The sequence below is a fragment of the Pilimelia columellifera subsp. columellifera genome, assembly GCF_039532605.1.
In the GTDB taxonomy this organism is placed as follows: domain Bacteria; phylum Actinomycetota; class Actinomycetes; order Mycobacteriales; family Micromonosporaceae; genus Pilimelia; species Pilimelia columellifera.
On sequence record NZ_BAAARY010000019.1, the window covers coordinates 24,611 to 42,876 of the forward strand.

Genomic DNA, 18,266 nt, shown 5'->3' on the forward strand with positions numbered 1-18,266 from the left:
GGGAGGCGCCCATCAGACGATGGCCGGCCTCCGCGAACGGAGACCGGCCATCGTCACACGCCGTATGCCACGGCGCACGCCGTCACCTGCCAGGCTTGACTTTCAGGTGTCTGAAGGCGCGGGCCAGGAAGTCCGCCCGCTGCGCCGGCGCCAGGCCTTCCAGACCGAAGCCGGTGAGCACCGTGTCGGCGGTGCTCACCACCGCGCCCTCGTCGAAGGCGAGCTGGCTGCGGGTGTAGTCGCCGGCGTCGGCGGGGGAGCCGGTTGGGGCGCCGGGGGTAGTCCAGCCGCCCAGGTCGGTCTCGAACGAGGTGCCCGCCAGCGGCGCGCCGTCGGCGGTGACCCGCGCCTGGTCCAGGAACACACCCAGGCCCTGGGTACCCCAGTCGGTCATCGACGTGATCGACAGCTCGACCTTCTTCCCCGCGTACGGGCTCAGATCCACCGACCACTCCTTCCAGCCGTTGGACTTGCCGGTGGCCGCGTTCCACACCCCGGTCGTGCCCTTGGCCGAGCAGTCGGCGCCCATGTAGTGCTTGAGCTGGGGGTGCAGCCGGTCGGCGATGTCGGCCTTGCAGGATTCGCCGGTGGCGTCGGTGGTGGCGCCGTTGCGGTCCGGCAGCGTCGTCCACGCCCCGGTGCCTGCCTCGCGGGCCTCGACGAACAGGAAGTCCCAGCTGGCCTCGGTGTCGTAGGAGGCCCAGAACTTCAGGTCGGCGGCGCTGGCGCCGGTGAGGTCGACGGTGCGGCTGAGCCGTTGGTAACTCTGGGACGCGTCGGCGCTGCGGACGTACCAGGCGCCGTCGTACGGGTCGAACGGAGCGGGGCCGGGCCGCTTCCAGTCGACGACGGCCTGGCCGCCGAAGTGCGGGAACTGCTGGGGCGGCAAGAAACTCGACGTCGGCAGGAACGAGGCCGAGTGGGTCTGGTTCTTGGCCGAGCCCTCGGCGTTGAGGACGCCGGCGAACCCGGCGAACGCGCCGGCGTTGCCGGCCACCGGGTGCAGCTTGTCGCCGTCGGCGCCGGCGTTGTCCACGTAGGTGTGGGCGCCGAGGTAGTACTGGACGAAGTCGTTGCCCAGGGTCAGGCACGGGGCCTTGCCGGCGGTGACGCACTCGGTCGTCCCGCTCGGGTCGTACGAGTACTGGCCGTCGGATGCCTGGGCGAGCAGCGCGTTCTGGCCGCTGACCAGGAGCTTGCCGCCTTCGTTGAGGTAGTCGCGGACGGCCAGCTCGGTGTCGAGCGCCGCCTTGGCGGCGGTGCCGGCGGGCTGGCCGGGCGCGCGCAGGATCGCGTCGTCGCCGGTCTCCCAGACGACGGCCTTGTAGTGCGACAGCACGCCCAGCGGGTGCGGGGCGCGCCGGCCCTGGGTGTCGAAGTCGTAGACGTCGGGACGGTGCCCGGCGGCCTTGGCCGCGGCGACGTACGCCGCCGCGTGCTTGGCGCTCGTGCCCTCCTGGGTCGGGCTGGCGCCGGTGACGTCCTCGACGGCCAGGACGAGCACGTCCCCGCCGATCCCGGTGTGCACCTGGTAGGTGAAACTGGCGCTGGCGACCTTCTTGGCGTTCCTGCCCTTGCCCTTGACGCCGGTGAACCACGCTTCGACGCGGTCGCCGGCCCTGGCGCCGGTGACGACGCCGCGGCGCTCGTCGTAGTAGCGGTTGTTGTCGCCGCCGTAGCGCTCGCCGCCCTTCCACGCCCTGGTCGCGACGGCGCGGGCCTTGCCGCCGTTGATCCGGAAGTTGAGTTTGACGCTGGCCAGCGAGCGTTTCACGGTCGCGGCCACCGGCTGCTTGACGCCGTAGGAGACGGCGAAGGTGTCGGGGACGAAGTCCGGGGCGACCCGGTTGATCGACGAGAACGGGTTGCCGGGGTCCTTGGCGGACTTCGCCAACGACAGCGCGAACGGGATGTTCTTGCGGAACTCCATCTCGATGAGCTTCTCGTCATCGGGGAACACGAATCCGCTGACGCAGTCCTCAGGCTTCCACTGGTCGTCGGGGAACCAGTTGGCGGCGGTCTCGCAGGTGGACATCTCGGGGGTGACGCCGAGGGTCCGGTGCTTGACGCTCATGTGTTCGGTGGTCTCGCCGTTGGTGGTGTACAGCTCGGCGGAGATGTCCGGGTCGTAGCCCGGGACGGCCGGGTTCTTGTCGTCGCCGGCGAGGGTCTCCCAGACGACGTCGTCGGGGGTGGGGGTGCTGACCTGCCAACCGGTGCCGTAGAGCAGCAGCTCGGCGGCGGAGTGGTAGTTGACGAAGAACCGGAAAGGGATCCTGCCGAAGAGCTTGTCCAGCGCCCGGGTCTCCGGCTCGGACGCCGGCTTGGGGCCGCGGTATGTGTCGCTGGAGGGGTTGGGGGAGGAGCCTTCGTTGTCGTATCCCCACCTGGTGGGGAAGTTGCGGTTCGGGTCGACCCCGTCCCCGGTGGTGATCTTTCCGTCGCCGTTGTTGTCGCGCAGGTTCTTGCGCCACAACCGGTTGCCGGGGGTGAAGGTGTAGTCGTAGCCGTCAGGGTTGACGACCGGGATGAACCACAGCTCGGTGGTGTCCACCACCGCGGTGATCTCGTCGTCGGTCCCGTAGCTGCTCAGGATGTGGTGCAGCAGCCGACGATTCATCTCCGGCGTGATCCACTCGCGGGCGTGCTGCGTGCTGGCGTACATGACCGCCGGCCGCTTGCCGTCGGGGATCTTCCTGGCGTCCTTGGTGACCTTGATGGCGATGATCGGCTTGCCGTTGACCGAGGTGCCAATGGTCTGCGTCTTGGTGAGACCGGGGTACCGGGCGGCGAGCGCGGCGATCTCGTCCCGCAGGCCGCCGGGCTCGCTGAACGAGCGGAACGCCTTCCAACCGGCCAGCCCCTGCTGCCGCAACTCCTCGGAGGCGGCCTTGCCGCGCACCTTCTTGACCTGGAGGGTGATGCCCTGGCCGGCGAGCTGGCGTAGCTGCTCGCCACTGAGGACGGCCTCGACGGCGTAGTTCCCGTCGCCGCGACGGGTGGTGCGGGCGCTCCCGTGGTCGAGTCCGACGTCACGCAGGCCGTCGACCTGCTTCGCCGAGAGCGTTCCGGTGTACACCTCCAGCCCGTCGTGTTGGGTCTGCGGGGCCGCGGGCGCTGCCGTGGGCAGTCCCAACGTGGCGCCGGACAGAGCGAGCGCAGTGGCCGAAGCCAGCAGGACGCGCCTCATCGTGCCTCCGATGGTGAGTGTGGTGATCCTGCGTGAGCCTCGCCGCTGGACTCGCGTGTGTCAATGTTCACACCAGATCGACCGTGTCGTTGGTCAATCGCGTATAAAGCTCGTTGAGCACCCTGGCCTGGGCGCTCCAACCCCATCCGTCCAACAGGCCCGCCCGGGCGTACGCGGCGCGGTAGCGCGCCGGGTCGCCGAGGACGGCGCGGACGGCGCGCACGTAGTCGTCGAGGTCGTCGGCCCGGAACACCTCGCCCTGCCCGGTGTCCCGCACCGTCGCCGCCATCACCCGCACGTCGCTGACCACGATGGGCAGCCGGGCGTGGGCGTACTCGAAGAACTTGGTGATGAGCGCGATCTCGTGGTTGGGCCATCGCTGGATCGGGATGATGCCGGCGTCGGCGTCGGCGAGGGCCGCCGCCACCCGGTCCGCGGGGACGTAGTCCAGCAGGCGTAGCCGGTCGGCGACGCCGAGCTGGCGGGCGAGCGCGACCAGTTCCCGGGCGTGCGGCCCGTCGGGCTGGTTGACCACCAGCGCCAGGTGCGCGCCGGGCAGCCGGGGCAGCGCCCGGACCGCGAGCGCCAGCCCACGGGCTGGCGCGCAGGCGCCGCTGTACACCAGCAACGGCACGCCGGGCCCGAGGCCACAGCGGACGCGTAGCGTGTCCGGCCCGCCGTCCAGGGTGATGGGGACGCCTGGCGCGATGTCCGGGGCGTTGAGCACCACACTGGGCAGGCGCGGCAGGTGGTGTTCGCGTTGCAGCAGCCGGGCCAGCTCGGGCGAGACGGTGACGACGGCGTCGGCGTGCCGGGCGTACTCGCGCTCGTGTCCGCGGTGGGCCGGCAGCCATCGGGCGTGGTCCCGCCAGGGTTGGATCCCGGGGAGGAACTCGTGGGCGTCCCAGACCAGCTTGGCGGCGCGGCCCGACGCTCGGGCCCGCAGGACCGCGCGGGCGCCGACGCCCAGCATCCGGAAGTCGTGCGCGTGGATGATGTCCGGCGCCAGCGCGTCGATGGCCGGCCCGTACGCGGCCTCGAACTCCCACAGCGACGGCTCCAGCCGCCGCCACGCGCCGTCGCCGAGCCGCCACCGCCAGAAGCGGACCAATGCCAGGTCCACCGGGCGTCGCAGCAGTCCGACGAGCCGCGAGCGCCTCAGGCGCTCGCGCCCCCGGCGTCCAACGGACGCGCCCCCGGCGCCGCCCATCGGCAGCAGCCGCACCTTCGCCTCGCCGACGCGCCAGGATCGCGCCACGCTGTCAGCACGGCCGAGGAGAGTCACCGCCCAACCGGCCGCCGCCGCCGAGCGGGCGGTCTTCTGCACCCGGGAATCGCCCTCGACGGCGTTGTCGACGAGCATGACGATCCGGCCCCGCACCACAGATCTGCCTCCTTGTCACGGCCGGGAGCTGACCGGCGCGGCGAGCGAAATCGTCGCACTGTAGGCGTCGGCGGCGAACTTCTCACACTGGCGCGATGACGAGCGGACAACGCGAAGATGGCCGTTGCCGACGCCCCTTCATCGACATCTGTCGTGGCTATACTCCGCGTTGCTTCAGCGCCGGACGCTGCCGATGACGAGGACCGGATGGCACACACCCGCGACATGCCGGACGTCACCGTAGTGGCGCCGGTGTACAACACCATGCCGTACCTGCGTCGTTGCCTGGCGTCGCTGGTCGGGCAGAGCATCGGCCACGACCGCATGGAGATCGTCGCCGTCGACGACGGCTCCACCGACGGCAGCGGCCGGGAGCTGGACCGGTACGCCGCCCGCTACCCGGGCCTGGTACGGGTGATCAGGCAACCGAACTCTGGCGGTCCCGCCGGCCCGTGCAACCGGGCGCTGGACGTCGCCGCGGGCCGCTACGTCTACTTCGTCGGCGCCGACGACTATCTCGGCGGGCAGGCCCTGGAACGGCTGGTCGCCGCCGCCGACCGGCTGGACGCCGATGTGGTGCTCGGCAAAGTCGTCGGCGTCAACAGCCGGTTCGTCTACCAGGACGTCTTCGCCCGCAACGCGGACCGGATCGGGTTGGCGGACTCGGCGCTGCCGTGGTCGTTGATGAACGTCAAGCTCTTCCGGCGGGACCTGCTGGAACAGCACGCCATCCGCTACCCCGAGGACATGCCGTTGGGCAGCGACCTGCCCTTCACCCTGGAAGCCTGCTACCGGGCCAGGAAAATCTCAGTGGTCGCCGACTACACCTGCTACCACGCGGTGCGCCGGCTCAACGCCCGCAACATCACCCAGCTCAGCGATGTCGACGCCCGCCTGGCCTGCCTGCGTCGCCTCGTCCAGTTCACTGTGGGCCTCATCCCGGAAGGCCCGGAACGCCGGGCCGTCCTGGCCCGGCTGTTCGCCCTTGAGGTCGCGGTGCTGCTGCGCGACGACCTGGCGCTCGCCGACGACGACACCCGACGCCGTGTCGGCGACACGATCCGCGAACTGGCGGACCAGCACCTGGACGACGCCATCGCCGGGGGACTGGACATCGAGACCTGGCTGCGGCTGCGCGTCCTGCGCGCCGGCCGGCACGCGGCCCTGCTGCCGGTGCTGCGCCACGACGCCCAGGCCGGTGTCCCGGCGACGGTGATCGAGGGTGACCGCTGGTTCGCCGGGTACCCGGGGTTCCGGGCCAGTCCGCCGCAGGCGCCGGACGCCGCCTTCGAGGTCACCGACCGGGCCGCCGACTGGGCGGCCAGGCTCGATGCCACCGACACCGCATGGCGCCGCGACAGCTCCGGCGCCCGGGTGCTGTCGCTCACCCTGCGCAGCCCACTGCCTGATCTGCGGCAGCGGGTGAGCGGACCGGTGCGGGTGGTCGCCGAGGACATCGGCGCCGACGCCGTCGTCGTCGGCGCCGGCGAGGAGACCACCCTGCGCGCCGACCTGCGCCTGCGGGACCTCGTGGCGGCCAGCGCCGAGAGCGGCCAGCGTCGGTCGATCCGGGCGACCATGCGCCTGGGCGACGTGTTCGGCTCAGCCCAGGTGCGGGCTACCGGCCTGCGATCACCGCGCCCGGCGCTCGTCCGGCGTGGTGTGCGTTGCTTCGCGGTCGCGCCCACCCGGGACCAGTCGGGCCAGCTGATGATCTCGGTCGTTCCGGTCACTCCGGGACGCGTTGTGGCGCAGCTCGTTGCTCTGGCGCGGCGCCGGCACTGACGGCGTCGGCACGGAGGGCGTCGCCGCCGGCATCGCCCGCGCGGCCGCATGACGCCCCGGGCCGGCCGGACGCCGTCGCGTCAGCGCCCCGACAGCCTGGTGCGCGTGCCGCAGCGTCGCGTACGCGGGCCAGGCGCCCCAGCGCGTCAGCCGGTGCTTGAGCCCGGTGACGCCCGCGGGGACCGGGTAGCCGTCGGCGGGCAGCCAGCGCCGGTAGTCGGCGACGACGCGATCGAAGAACGCCCGCCGGCTGCTGACCGGGAGCCGCTGCTCGTTGCCGGCGATCACCAGATAGTGGTTGACCATGACCCGGAACAGCTCGCCACGGAACTGGTCGTAGGCGCCTCCGCTGGCGTCCACGGCGGCGAAGACCGCGGCGTACTGGTCGAAGACCTCGAAATGCCGGGTGCTGACGGTGGCGGTGATCCGATCGGTGGGACGCTGCCGGTAGTAGTAGCAGACCTGGTGCAGGACCTCGATGGACTCGGCGGCCATGAGCAACGGGTGACTGTAGGAGCAGTCCTCGTACCAGCCGCGGCGGAAGGACAACCCGGCGCGGTCGAGCAGCTCCCGGCGGACAATCTTGGACCAGGCCGCCTGGGCGAGCCGCAGCAGCTGCGGACGCTCGGCCAGCCGCACCGGCGAGGTCAGGCCGCCGACGACGTCGGCCGAGCGTTGGGCGACTACGCGGCCATCGGGGTGCGCCTCCGCATGATCGACGATGAGCACGTCCGGCCGGTAGTGACCCAGCTGCTGCGCCACCTGCGCGACGGCGCCCGGGGCGAGCCAATCGTCGGAGTCGACGAACCACACGTACTCGCCGCGCGCCTGCGCCAGGCCGGCGTTGCGGGCCGGTCCGAGGCCGCTGTTGACCGGCAGGTGCAGCACCCGCACGCGTGGGTCACAGCGCGCGCGATCGTCGAGGATCGCCCCGCATCCGTCCGGCGAGGCGTCGTCGACGGCGATGACCTCAAGGTCGGCCGGCGCGTGGGTGAGGATGGAGTCGAGGCATTCGTCGAGGTACGCCGCGACGCGGAACACGGGAACCACCACCGACAGCGTCGGCGCCTGTTGGGAACTCACAGGCGTCGACGCTTCCCCATCAGCGGGGTACACCACCAGCATCGATACGTGAACCGCGGTCGAACACTCGCGGTCGCTTCGACGTTGTATGCTTCTGCGCGCCAGCGGTTCGCCTGCTCCCGATGCTCGGGGGTGGGCGTCGTAAGAGGGAACCCGGTGTGAGTCCGGGACTGCCCCGCAGCGGTGAGTGGGAACGACCGCCGTCATAGGCACTGGACGCGACCGCGTCTGGGAAGCGACGGCCAGTAGGCGCGCCAGGTGAAACCGGCTGGCGCTCGCCCGCAAGTCCGAAGACCTGCCGTCGGCGGCACGCGCGCCGTGCGCGTGCCGGTTTCGGGCCTCGTGGGAGGGCCTCGCACCGACGCTCGGCTTCCTGTGCCGCGCCCGTCTGTCGCGCCCTCCACGCCTGGCCCGGATCGTCGGGTCTCGCGAGGGAGAGCGGCAATGACAGTTCTCGAGTTGTCCAGTCAGGACGCCAGCCCGCCGGCTGCCAGGTCAGGTGACTCCGCCAGGGCGAACGGGGACGGCTGCGTCCGGGTGGTCCTGTGCCGGGGCTGCTGCTGCGGCAGCGCCGCGAAGATTCCTGGCACAGATCATGATGGTCAGTTGGCGAGGCTACGGCGCCTGGCGCAGGAACGCCCTGGCCAGGTTCAGGTCCGTACGGCGGAGTGCCTGGGCCCGTGCGAGCAGGCCAACGTGGTGGTGGTGCGCCCATCAGTGGCCGGGCGCCGTCGCGGCGGAAGGCCGGTGTGGCTGGGACTGGTGCGTGATGAGGCTGCCATCGACTTGCTGGAGAGCTGGCTGGCCGCCGGCGGGCCGGGTCTGGCGTCGCTTCCCGCCGCGCTGAGCCTTCAGGTGTTCCCGGCGCCGAAGTCCGTGGGGAGCGACCGTGTCCGTTGAGCGGTTGACGCGCCGGGTCCGCCTGGTGGTGGTGTTGAGCGCGTTGACGTTACTCGGCGCCGGGTGTGCGGGGGTGTCGACAGACAAGCCTGCCGACGCCACGCCGGTCACACAGCTGAGGATCGCGACGAGCTTCGCGATCAGCGACCTGGACCCGTTGAAGAACGGATTCTGGGCGCCGGAGTTCGGGTTCGGCGCGTTGCTGCTCCAGCCGGTGCGCGGCGGCAAACTTCAGCCGTGGCTGTTGGAATCGGCGACGCAGGCCAGCCCGACGACGTGGACCCTTCAGCTCAAGCCCGAACTGGCGTTCCAGAACGGCCGACCCATCGACGCCGCCGCGCTGGTCGAGGTCATGACGTTCCACTTACGGGAGAACACCTCGGTCACGCCGTTGCTGCCCGGGGCGACCGTTGCCGCGACCGGCCCGCTGACGGTCACGCTGACGACGGCGCGGCCGACGTCCTATGTGCCGAGCCTGCTCGCCCACGAGTCGATGTTCCCGATCTTCGACCACGCCGCCTACCAGAAGGCGAAGGGCCGGCCGGCGGAGCTGATCGCGGCGAAGATCTGGTCCGGCCCGTACACGGTGACCGCGTTGACGCCCGAGGCGATGACGTTGGCGCCGACGCCGGGTTACCGGGTGTCGCCGCCGAAGCTGGAGAAGCTGACCGTCCGGTTCATCCCCGAGGCCCAGGCCCGGATCCTGGCGGTGCAGAACGGGGAGGCCGACCTGGCGCTGTACCCGCCGTCGTCGGCCGCCCGGGAGCTGAAGGGACGCACGGACGCGGTGTACCTGAACCAGGACGCCGGCACCGCCGCGGAGGGATTCCAGCTCGTCCTCAACCCACGCACCGGGCCGCTGGCGGACGTGCGGGTACGGCAGGCGCTCCGGTTCGGCATCGACTATGGGCAACTCGCGACGCAGGTCCTCGGTGGCCAGTACGACACCGCGGTCGGCTTCTACCCGGCTTTTCTGCCCTACGCCAAGCGCAACCAGACGTTCGACGCGGTCAAGGCCAGCCAGTTCCTCGACGGCGCCGGGTGGGTTCGCGGCGGCGACGGGACGCGCAGCAAGGGCGGCAAGCCGTTGACGGTGACGTTGCTGAGCTACCCCCAGCAGCCCGACTCCAAGACCGTCGCCGTGGCGCTACAGGCGCAGCTCCGCACGATCGGCGTCGACGTGCAGGTGCGCCAGGTCGATGACATCGCCGCCGCGGCGAAGAACCCCGCAGGTTGGGACGCCGCCGTGTGGGGCAACGGGGCGATCGACTGGACCCAGACCGACCCGGTGACGCCGCTCGTGGCGAACTTCACCCCGTCCGGCGACAACAACTACGGCGGCATCAGGGACCCGCAGCTCAACCGGCTCATCGGCCAGCTCACCGAGACGTTCGACCCGGCCACCCGGGACACGCTGATGGGCGAGGCGCAGCGGATCATCGTCGAGGAGAAGGTCCATAGCCTGTACCTGACCCTCAAACGGGTGCCCGTGGTCGCCGCTCCGAGGTTGCGCGACTATCAGGTGCCACCGGTGGCGCTGCTCTGGGTCGCCGCGTACTGAACCCTGATGATCATAGTGATCGCGCGGCGGGTCGGGCAGGCCGTCGCCACCCTCGCTGTCGGCAGCGTGCTGGTGTGGTCGCTGCTGGCGTTGGCGCCGGGCGACCCGGCCCGGCGGGTGCTGGCCACGAACAACGTCACCAGCCCGACCGCCGCCCAGGTGACGGCCAAACGCGTCGAGCTGGGCCTTTCCGGCCAGCCGGTGGCCCGGTACGGGCGCTGGCTGGCCGGCGCCGCACGCGGTGACCTGGGCACGTCCTGGGTCACCGGCCGGCCGGTCCGCCACGAGCTGGGCAGCCGGTTGCCGGCCACGCTGCGGCTCACCGCCGCCGCGGTCGCGTTGGCGCTGGGCGTGGCGCTGCTGTTGGGCTGCGTCGCGGCTTCGGCGCCGGGCCGGTGGCCCGACCTGGCGATCCGGCTGGCGGCGCTGCCCGCGCTCGTGCTCCCCAGCTTCGTCGTGGGGCTGGTGCTGCTTCAGGTGGTCGTGTTGCGGCTGGCGCAGTTCCGGGTCATCTCCGACGGTAGCTGGAGCACCGTGTTCCTGCCCGCGCTCACCCTCGCGTTGGCCACCGCCGCGACCTGGTCCCGCATCCTGCGGGCCGGGCTGCTCCAGGCCCGTGGGGCGCCACACGTGGAAGTCGCCCGGGCCCGCGGCGCCGGCCGCGCGCGGCTGCTCCTGGTCCACGACCTGCCCAACGCCTTGGTCCCGTTCCTCACCGTCGTCGGCGCCGGGGTCGCCGCGCTGCTGGGCGGCGCTCCGATCGTGGAGACCGTCTTCACCTGGCCCGGTGTCGGTCGCTTCGCCGTACAGGGCATCACCTCCCGCGACCTGCCGGTCGTGCAGGGTTACGCCCTGCTCGGGATCACCGCATACGTCGCCGTCAGCCTGGTGGTCGACCTGATCGCGATGGCCGTCGATCCGCGCACCGCGCCGGCATCGACCCGCCGCGTCCGGTTGTCGCGGAGCGGGCGATGACCGGACTGCTGCGTCACCGCGGAGGCCGGGCCGGAACCGCGCTGGCGCTGGCCCTGGTGGCCTTCGCGGTGTTCGGCCCCGCGCTGGCGACCGCCGACCCTGACCTGCCCGACTACGCCAACCAGCTCGCCGCGCCGGGCGCCGCGCACTGGCTCGGCACTGACGACGCCGGCCGTGATCTGCTGGCCCGGACCATCGCGGGCGCCCGCACCTCGCTCCAGGCGGTGCTGGTCGTCTTCGCCCTGACGACGACGCTCGGGCTGCTTGTCGGTGGCGCGGCCGGTTACCTCGGCGGGATCGTCGACGCCGTCATCAGCCGGGTCATCGACGTCATGCTCGGCCTGCCGTCGCAGATCATCGCCCTGGCGATCGTCGGGGCGCTCGGTGTCGGCGCGGACAACCTGATTCTGGCCATCGTCGCCGCCGGCTGGGCCTACCCCGCCCGCATCGCCCGGAGCGCCACCCTCGGCAGCCATACCCGCCTCGACGTGATCGCCGCCAGAATGGCCGGTATCGGGCCGGCCCGCGTGCTGCGCACCCACATCCTGCCCGGAGCGTTGGCGACGGTCGTGGTTGCCGCCACTGCGACGGTCGGTGAGACGGTGCTGGTGCTGGCCGGGTTGTCGTTCCTCGGCCTCGGCGCCCAACCCCCGACCGCCGAGCTCGGCCAGATGCTGGCCGACAGCCAAGGCTCCCTCGTCAGCTCACCATGGCTGCTCATCGGGCCGACCGTGATCATCGCGCTCACCGTCACGGCGGCCATGTTGCTCAGCGACGCCCTGCGCGACGTGCTCGACCCACAGCCCACCGAGGTCCGTGCCCGGACCGCGCCGCCAGTCGCGGTCCGGGCGCCCGCCACCGTGACGGACGCCGTCGCCCTGCGGGTCACCGACCTGGCCGTCACCTACTCTGACGGCGCCCGTGCTGTCCGCGGCGTGAGCCTGACGCTGCGCTCCGGGCAGTGTCTCGCCGTCGTCGGCGAGTCCGGATGCGGCAAGACCACGCTCGCCCGAGCCGTCTTGCGACTGCTGCCCCCGGCCGCGACCATCACCGGACACGTGCAGGTCGACGACCAGGACATCCTCAACCTCGACGCCCCCGCGATGCGCCGGGCCCGCGGCCGCGCCATCGGCTACGTCGCCCAGGACCCGTATGCCGCCTGCGACCCTCTCCACCCGGTGCGCCACCACGTCACCGAGGCATGGCTGGCGCACCGCCGACGCCCCGACAGGTCGACCGTGACCGGACGGGTCGCCGATCTCGGTGTCCAACACGCGCGAGAGCGGCTCGCCGAACGCCCGCACCGCTGGTCCGGCGGCATGCTGCAACGCGCCACCATCGCCGCCGCCACCGTCCACCAACCGGCGCTCACCGTCGCCGACGAGCCGACCAGCGCCCTCGACGCGGACCTCTCCGACGACGTACTGATCACGCTGCGCCAAGCGAGCCAGGCGGTGCTGCTCATCAGCCACGACCTGCGCCTGGTCGCCCGACACAGTGATCACATCGCCGTCATGTACGCCGGCAGGATCGTCGAGACGGGAACGACCGGCGACATCCTGGACAACCCCCGCCACCCGTACACCAGGGCACTGCTCGCCGCGACGCCCCCTGTAGAAGGGCCACCCGCACGATCCCTGCCCGGCGCCCCGCCGAGCCTGGCTCACCACATCGACCCAGGCTGCGCATTCGCCCCGCGATGTGTGGAAGCCCGCAGCATCTGCCACGACCGTGAGCCCGTACTCGTCGGCGGTGTGGCCTGCTTCAACGGCGACCAGCGATGAACGCCACCGCGGAGCCGGCCGTCGTCTCGGCTGACTCGATCACCCGCAGGTATCGCACCACCCACGGCGACATCACACCCGTCCACGAGGTCAGCCTGGCGGTGCGCCGCGGCGAGATCCTCGGGATCCGGGGGCCCTCCGGGTCCGGGAAGTCGACGCTGCTGCGGTTGCTCGCCGGAATGGAGCGACCGGACAGCGGGCAGCTGCGCTACCGCGACCGGGCCGCCTGGCCGGCGCGCTCCCGGACGGCACGCTACCCGCGGGCCGGCTACGTCATGCCGATCTTTCAGGACCCTTCCGCCAGCCTCGACCCGCGTTGGCCGATCTGGCGTACCCTCACCGAGCCGCTCACCGCCTCTGGCAACCCCGGCCGCGCCGCGCTGCGGGCCACCGCGCGGCAGTGGCTCGACCGGGCCCGACTCGGCCACCTCGACCCCACCGCCCGGCCTGGACAGATCTCCGGCGGGCAACGCCAGCGCGTCGCCCTGCTCCGCGCCCTCATCGCCGAACCCGCGCTCATCGTCGCCGACGAACCGACCGCCCGCCAGGACGTCATCACGGCCGCCGCCATGAGTGAGCTGCTCACCAACGCCAGCCAGTCCGGGACGGCCATCATCGTCGTCAGCCACGACACGACCTGGCTGCGCGGCATCGCTCACCACGTCCTGCCTCTTTGGATCGGCTCGCCGAACTCGGCGGGATGACTGCCCAGGCGGCTGCGGGTCAGCTGTCGGACACGCTGAGCCAGCTCAGAAGACCGCCGACCGCGAATCCCACCAGCGCCGCTGCCGCCACCACCCGCACCTGCCGTTTCGTGGACACCATGCGTACGGGCGCGCCAGTTCTCGGGTCGATCGGCCTTGCGGCCGCGCGCTGCCTGAAGGCAAGTGTCCAGCCGACTACCACGCAGATCAGTCCGAGCGCCGTAGCCAACCATCCGGGCAGTGCGAACAGTCTGATGGGTAGCCAACGGGGCACGCCCAGGAAGACCAGGCCACCGCCGACGACATACAGCAGGAGGGCGCCGCCGAGCCACCAACCGCGTTCGTCGGGGGCGCGGCGATCAGGCGAGGTGGTCGAACGCCGCTGGGCCCGCAGCAGCCAGGGAAACAACGCGACCAGCCCGAGGAGCGGCAGCACCGACAGCATGTGGCCCAGCGTCACCACCACGAACGGGGTGGTCGCCCAACCGATCCCGTACGGGACCGTGAGCATTCCCAACCCTACGAGCAGGGTGCTGATCCAGATTGTCGCCAGGCGCCGCCCGGGTTTCCGTGGCCGCGCAACGGCCAGGCGGGCGGCGTAGGCTGCGGGATCGCCGAACGCCTCGGCGGGAGTGGCGCCGCTGTCCGCGCAGTGGGCCCGCGCCTCCGCCAGCGCCTCACCGATCGCCTTGCCCGGCACATCGTGCAGCGCCAGCTGGGCTGTCAGTCTCTGGTACCACTGGTCCGTCACGACTGCTCCTCGTCGCTGGTGAGTGAGGCGACGATCGCGGCGAGGCGTTGCCACCGGTTCCGCCGCGCAGCGAGCGTCGACCGCCCGGTGCTGGTGAGGGAGAAGTACTTTCGGCCGGGGCCGGATTCGCTGAGCTGCCACTGGGCGGTGACCAGTCCGTCGGCTTCCAGCCGGGCCAGCAGGGGGTACAGGGTCCCACCCTTGATCACGCCGAGCCCGGCCTTTTCCAGGCGCTGGCTCAACGCGTAGCCGTATGTCGGGCCGTCCCTCAGCGCCCCGAGCACGCTCAGCCCGAGAGCGCCCCGCAGCCACTCCGCTGGAAACCCCTCATCATCCACAAGCTACATAGTATGGCAATCTAGCTAGCATCACCATCCACAGTAAGCGCTGCCAAGCGCCCAGTTACAGGTCCGTGCCATCAGGAACTGCGCCTAGCTCTCTCAGCTGCTGTTGTACGCCTTCTCGCTCGGGGCTGCGCAGTTCGGTGAAGATTTCCAGCGCGTCCTGCCACGATTGTCGCGCCAGGTCAGGGGAGCCTGCGGCCCGGTGGGTCTCGCCGAGATGGGTCAAGGTGAGCGCCAGGTAGTACCGGTGGCCGAGGACGCGGTAGAGCCGGAGCGCCTGGTGGTAGCACCGGACCGCCTCGGTCAGATCACCGAGATGGTGGAGTGCGAAGCCGATGCTGTCCCAGGCGTCGGCTGCGCCGTCGTCATCGCCGATCTCGGTCATCAGACGCAGCGCCCGCCGGCAGTGGGTCTGCGCCTCGGCGTGATCTCCGAGCAGGGCGTGTAGCCAGCCGAGCCCGTTCATGATGCGTCCTTGCAAGTAGCTGTTGCCGGCCGAGGTCGCCAGGCGCAGCGCGAGGCGGGCGTGTGGCAGGGAACGCGCCGGGTCGTCGCGCTCGTAGGTGATGCCGATGGCCTGTTGGGAACGGGCCGCCGCTGCGGTATCGCCCAGGCTGTGGAACAGCGCGTACGCGGATTCCAGATGCTGCCGCGCTTCCAGCACGTCCAGATGGATCAGAACCCGGCCGAGGAGCTGGTTGGTGTGTGCCTGCCCCACGTCGCTGCCGAGCCGCCGCGCTGCCCGCAGCGCGCCGTGGAGGATTTCTGTCGCCTCATGCCATCGGCCCTGGCGGTGCAGGTAGGGGTGCATGGTGTAAGCGAGCTGCCACGCGTGGGCGTCGAATCCGAACTCGGCGGCGAGGCGGCTCGCCGCCAGCAGCGTCCCGATTTCGGCCGTGAACCAGGCGAGCGCGTCGTGTTGATCCTTGACCGCGAGCTGCGCTGTGCCCTCGGCGGCCGGGTCGAGGCTGATCGTCTCGTTGTGCGGAGCGAGCAGCGTGGCCGCGGCCTGGCCGGTGTGCAGATAGAAGTCGAGCATCCGCCGAACGGCGGACCGTCGTTGGGACGCGCTGTCGATCCGCCCGGCGAGTTCGCCGGCGTAGCTTCGCATGAGGTCGTGCAGGACGAACCGTCCCGGCGTGGCCTCGGTGATCAGGTTGCCTTCGGCGAGTTGGGCGCAGCGCTGCCGGACCTCGGCCACGGATTGACCGGCCAGGCTGGCCGCCGCCGCCGTGCCGATGTCCGGTCCCGGGTGCAGGCCGAGGAGCCGGAACAGCGCGGCGCCCCCCGACAGTTGCCGGTACGACCAGGAGAAGACGGTCCGTACGTCGCTGACGGCGTCACCGCCGTGCAGGCGGCTGAGTTGGTCGTCGGCGTCGTCGAGTTCGGCGACGATGCTACTGAGCGGGAAGGTCGGTCGCAGCGCAGCGCGGGCGGCCACAACCGCCAACGCCAGCGGCAGTCGTGCGCAGCGGTCGATCAGGGCGTCGGCCGCGTCGGTCTCGGCCATCATGCGCCGTGTTCCCAACCGGCTGATCAGGAGCGCCCGCGCCTCCTCGATGCTGGGCAGGCCCAGCGGCACGGGCGCCGCGCCCTCCGTCACGACCAGGCTGGCGAGTTCTCGTCTGCTCGTGACCAACACCAGACAGTCTGGGTTGCCTGGAATCAGGGGCCGAATCTGGTCGCTATCGCGGGCGTTGTCCACCACCACCAGAACCCGCCGACCAGCCAGCACGCTGCGGTAGCACGCGACCTGGCCAGCCAGGTCCGCCGGAATCCGCCGTTCCGGCACATCCAGCGCCTGAAGGAACCCCCGGATCGCCTCACCGGCGCTGACGACAGCCTGCCCCGGTCCGAAGCCGTGCAGGTTGACGAAGAGCTGACCGTCCGGAAATCGATCCGCGACCTGGTGCGCCCAGTGGATCGCCAGGGTGCTCTTGCCGACACCGGCGGTTCCCGAGACCACGATCGCGCCGGGACGGCCGTCGTCCAGGTAGGCGGTCAGCTGCCGCAGATACCCGCGGCGCCCGGCGAAGACCGGCACGGCGAGAGGCAGCCCACGCGGCACCCGCTCCGCCACCGCGTCCCTGGCCGGTGGAGTAGCGGTGGCCGTCCCGGCCGTGTCCCGGCCAGTCGCCAGCGCGGTGTACCTGCGGCGCTCCTGATCAGACAATTCGAGCGCCTCGGCCAGCAGGCGCACGGTGCTCGGTCGTGGCGCTGCGCTGCGGCCGGTCTCGATCGCCCGGATGGCACGGGAGCTGAGCCCGGTGCGTTCTGCCAGCTCCTCCTGGGAGAGCGCGAGCCTCTTGCGGTAGTCCCGGGTCGACTCCCCGAACAAGGCTCCCCCTTCAAACTGCCACTGGCCCATCGGGACCGGAAACTGCCGCGAGTCGACCCCTGCGGCGAACCTGACTTCCGGTGAACGTCCGGTGGACAGCCTGTCGCCGTGACTGACCGTCTCGAAGGATAGGGCGCAGCACCAGCTGGTGAGGTGCGACCCACAGACCACATTCCACGGTATGGAGATCCTAATGCGTATCAGCCTCAAGGCCGCCGCGGCGGCCGTCGTCACCCTCGTCGTCGCCGCGGCCATGCAGGTCGTCACGACCGGAGCCGCTCAGGCAGAGTGGAAGGACTGCCCTGACCGCTACGTCTGCCTCTGGGGAGACGGCAACTACGCGGGCCGGTACCGGTTCCAGCCGGAGCACGACCTCTTCGTCTCGAACATCGGCTCAGCCATGAACGACCTCACCACGTCAATTTGGAACCGGACCGGGCGCAAGGTCTGCTTCTACAACGACACCAACTACCAGCGCCAGCTGCTCTGCCTCGACGGCGGAGGTTCAACCGCCAACGTCGGCTCGGGCGCCAACGACCGGATCAGCTCCTTCCAGCCGTTCTGACCGTCCGGGTAGGGATCCGCGACCTGCTGCGCCACCGAGCGGTCCTGCCGGGGAGCTCCAGTCTCCCCGGCAGGACCGTCCAACGCGCGGCAACTACGTGACGGCCAGCACGCATCTCATCCGCGAAGCCCGGCCGGGCCGGTGTCGGGTTTGTGGGCGGTCAGTCGCCGGTTGCCCCGTCGATCTGTTCGCGCAGGATGTCGGCGTGACCGGCATGCCGGGCCATCTCCTCGATCATGTGCACGTAGATCCAGCGCAGTGACACTCGGCCGAGTCGGTGATGCGGCACGGTGTCGTCGAGCGCGAAGCGGGCCGCGATCTCCCTCGACTCGGTGCAAGCCTCGGCGTATTCGGCGACTACGTCGGTGATCGCTTCGTCCGCGGTAACGTCCCAGCTGGCATCATCGCCGAGCGAGTTTGCGCCGATTTGCTCGCGCGGCCGTTGAGCAAGACGGTGGTGGAACCAGCCCCGCTCCACAGCAGCGGCGTGCTTGACCAGGCCGATCAGCGTGGTCCGTGAAGGGACCAGGCGGCGGCGGACGTCGTCGTCGGAGAGCCCGGCGAGCTTGCTGACGATTACCTGCCGGAAGTAGTCGATGAACGCTTCGAGAACCTCCCGTTCTCCGGCGGTGCTGACACGTTCTTCTGCGGCGAGGGGCGCGTTGGCGGTCATCCGGGCACCGTACCGCTCATCAGGGAACGCGTGGGGGACCCGAACGTGGAGGGTGCCCTTCCGCCGCATGGTGGGATGCGTCCGCGTCAGGGAAGCGCGACTGCGGCTCTTCACTGTCCGAGCGCGGCTCGACCCTAGTGTCGCGTGTCTGAAGTGATTTGACGAGTTGGGTGCGAGACAATGCGGCATGTCTGTTGCTGCGGCGGCGTTGGTCCTGTGTCCCGGTGAT

General features: G+C 71.0%; 13 protein-coding genes, 1 pseudogene and 1 riboswitch. Of the genes and pseudogenes, 7 read left to right on the forward strand and 7 right to left on the reverse strand.

Features of this window, described 5'->3' with window-relative positions; translation table 11 throughout:
* Positions 1-82: 82 nt before the first annotated feature.
* Positions 83-3,190 (reverse strand): M14 family metallopeptidase, encoded by a 3,108-nt coding sequence (locus ABD287_RS15940; RefSeq protein ID WP_344173869.1) that lies wholly within the window; start codon positions 3,188-3,190, stop codon positions 83-85.
* 67 nt (positions 3,191-3,257) lie between these two features.
* A complete protein-coding gene (locus ABD287_RS15945; protein ID WP_344173893.1) occupies positions 3,258-4,553 on the reverse strand; it encodes a glycosyltransferase family 4 protein in 1,296 nt (431 codons plus the stop codon).
* A 228-nt stretch (positions 4,554-4,781) separates the two neighbouring features.
* Here ABD287_RS15945 and ABD287_RS15950 point away from each other — a divergent pair, with 228 nt between their 5' ends.
* On the forward strand, positions 4,782-6,359 hold the full coding sequence (locus ABD287_RS15950; RefSeq protein ID WP_344173871.1) for a glycosyltransferase family 2 protein: 1,578 nt from the start codon (positions 4,782-4,784) through the stop codon (positions 6,357-6,359).
* A 720-nt stretch (positions 6,360-7,079) separates the two neighbouring features.
* On the opposite strand, the pseudogene ABD287_RS15955 reads toward ABD287_RS15950, so the two are convergent.
* Positions 7,080-7,484: pseudogene (locus tag ABD287_RS15955) on the reverse strand (glycosyltransferase family 2 protein); the annotation flags it as partial.
* Between the two features lie 46 nt (positions 7,485-7,530).
* A riboswitch (cobalamin riboswitch) is annotated at positions 7,531-7,759 on the forward strand.
* Positions 7,760-7,886: 127 nt separating this feature from the next.
* On the opposite strand from ABD287_RS15955, the gene ABD287_RS15960 reads away from it, so the two are divergent.
* Genes ABD287_RS15960 through ABD287_RS15980 form a run of 5 tightly spaced genes read left to right on the forward strand, consistent with a single transcriptional unit; the run spans position 7,887 to position 13,366 of the window.
* Entirely contained in the window at positions 7,887-8,342 is a 456-nt protein-coding gene (locus ABD287_RS15960; protein WP_344173873.1) for a (2Fe-2S) ferredoxin domain-containing protein, read from the forward strand.
* Positions 8,332-9,903, forward strand: a complete 1,572-nt coding sequence (locus ABD287_RS15965) for an ABC transporter substrate-binding protein (RefSeq protein ID WP_344173875.1) — start codon at positions 8,332-8,334, stop codon at positions 9,901-9,903. The genes ABD287_RS15960 and ABD287_RS15965 overlap by 11 nt, the downstream gene beginning before the upstream one ends.
* A gap of 6 nt (positions 9,904-9,909) precedes the next feature.
* Entirely contained in the window at positions 9,910-10,878 is a 969-nt protein-coding gene (locus ABD287_RS15970) for an ABC transporter permease (RefSeq protein ID WP_344173877.1), read from the forward strand.
* Positions 10,875-12,662: a dipeptide/oligopeptide/nickel ABC transporter permease/ATP-binding protein gene (locus tag ABD287_RS15975; protein ID WP_344173879.1), complete on the forward strand. Its 1,788-nt coding sequence runs from the start codon at positions 10,875-10,877 to the stop codon at positions 12,660-12,662. Before ABD287_RS15970 ends, ABD287_RS15975 begins: the two co-directional genes overlap by 4 nt.
* The gene (locus ABD287_RS15980) at positions 12,659-13,366 is read left to right on the forward strand and encodes an ATP-binding cassette domain-containing protein (RefSeq protein ID WP_344173881.1); all 708 of its coding nucleotides are present in this window, start codon (positions 12,659-12,661) and stop codon (positions 13,364-13,366) included. Before ABD287_RS15975 ends, ABD287_RS15980 begins: the two co-directional genes overlap by 4 nt.
* Positions 13,367-13,385: 19 nt before the next feature.
* Here the strand turns inward: ABD287_RS15980 and ABD287_RS15985 are convergent, their stop codons facing one another.
* The 3 genes from ABD287_RS15985 to ABD287_RS15995 all read right to left on the reverse strand — a co-directional run bounded on the left by ABD287_RS15985 (position 13,386) and on the right by ABD287_RS15995 (position 16,799).
* A complete protein-coding gene (locus tag ABD287_RS15985; RefSeq protein WP_344173883.1) occupies positions 13,386-14,117 on the reverse strand; it encodes a hypothetical protein in 732 nt (243 codons plus the stop codon).
* Positions 14,114-14,455, reverse strand: a complete 342-nt coding sequence (locus ABD287_RS15990) for a PadR family transcriptional regulator (RefSeq protein ID WP_344173885.1) — start codon at positions 14,453-14,455, stop codon at positions 14,114-14,116. The genes ABD287_RS15985 and ABD287_RS15990 overlap by 4 nt, the downstream gene beginning before the upstream one ends.
* 64 nt (positions 14,456-14,519) lie before the next feature.
* On the reverse strand, positions 14,520-16,799 hold the full coding sequence (locus ABD287_RS15995; RefSeq protein WP_344173887.1) for a tetratricopeptide repeat protein: 2,280 nt from the start codon (positions 16,797-16,799) through the stop codon (positions 14,520-14,522).
* Positions 16,800-16,992: 193 nt separating this feature from the next.
* Between ABD287_RS15995 and ABD287_RS16000 the strand changes: the two genes are divergently transcribed.
* Positions 16,993-17,364: a peptidase inhibitor family I36 protein gene (locus tag ABD287_RS16000; protein ID WP_344173889.1), complete on the forward strand. Its 372-nt coding sequence runs from the start codon at positions 16,993-16,995 to the stop codon at positions 17,362-17,364.
* Positions 17,365-17,524: 160 nt separating this feature from the next.
* On the opposite strand, the gene ABD287_RS16005 is transcribed toward ABD287_RS16000, so the two are convergent.
* Positions 17,525-18,037 carry a DinB family protein gene (locus ABD287_RS16005; RefSeq protein ID WP_344173891.1) on the reverse strand — a complete coding sequence of 171 codons (513 nt, stop codon included), beginning with the start codon at positions 18,035-18,037 and terminating at the stop codon, positions 17,525-17,527.
* Positions 18,038-18,266 lie beyond the last annotated feature (229 nt).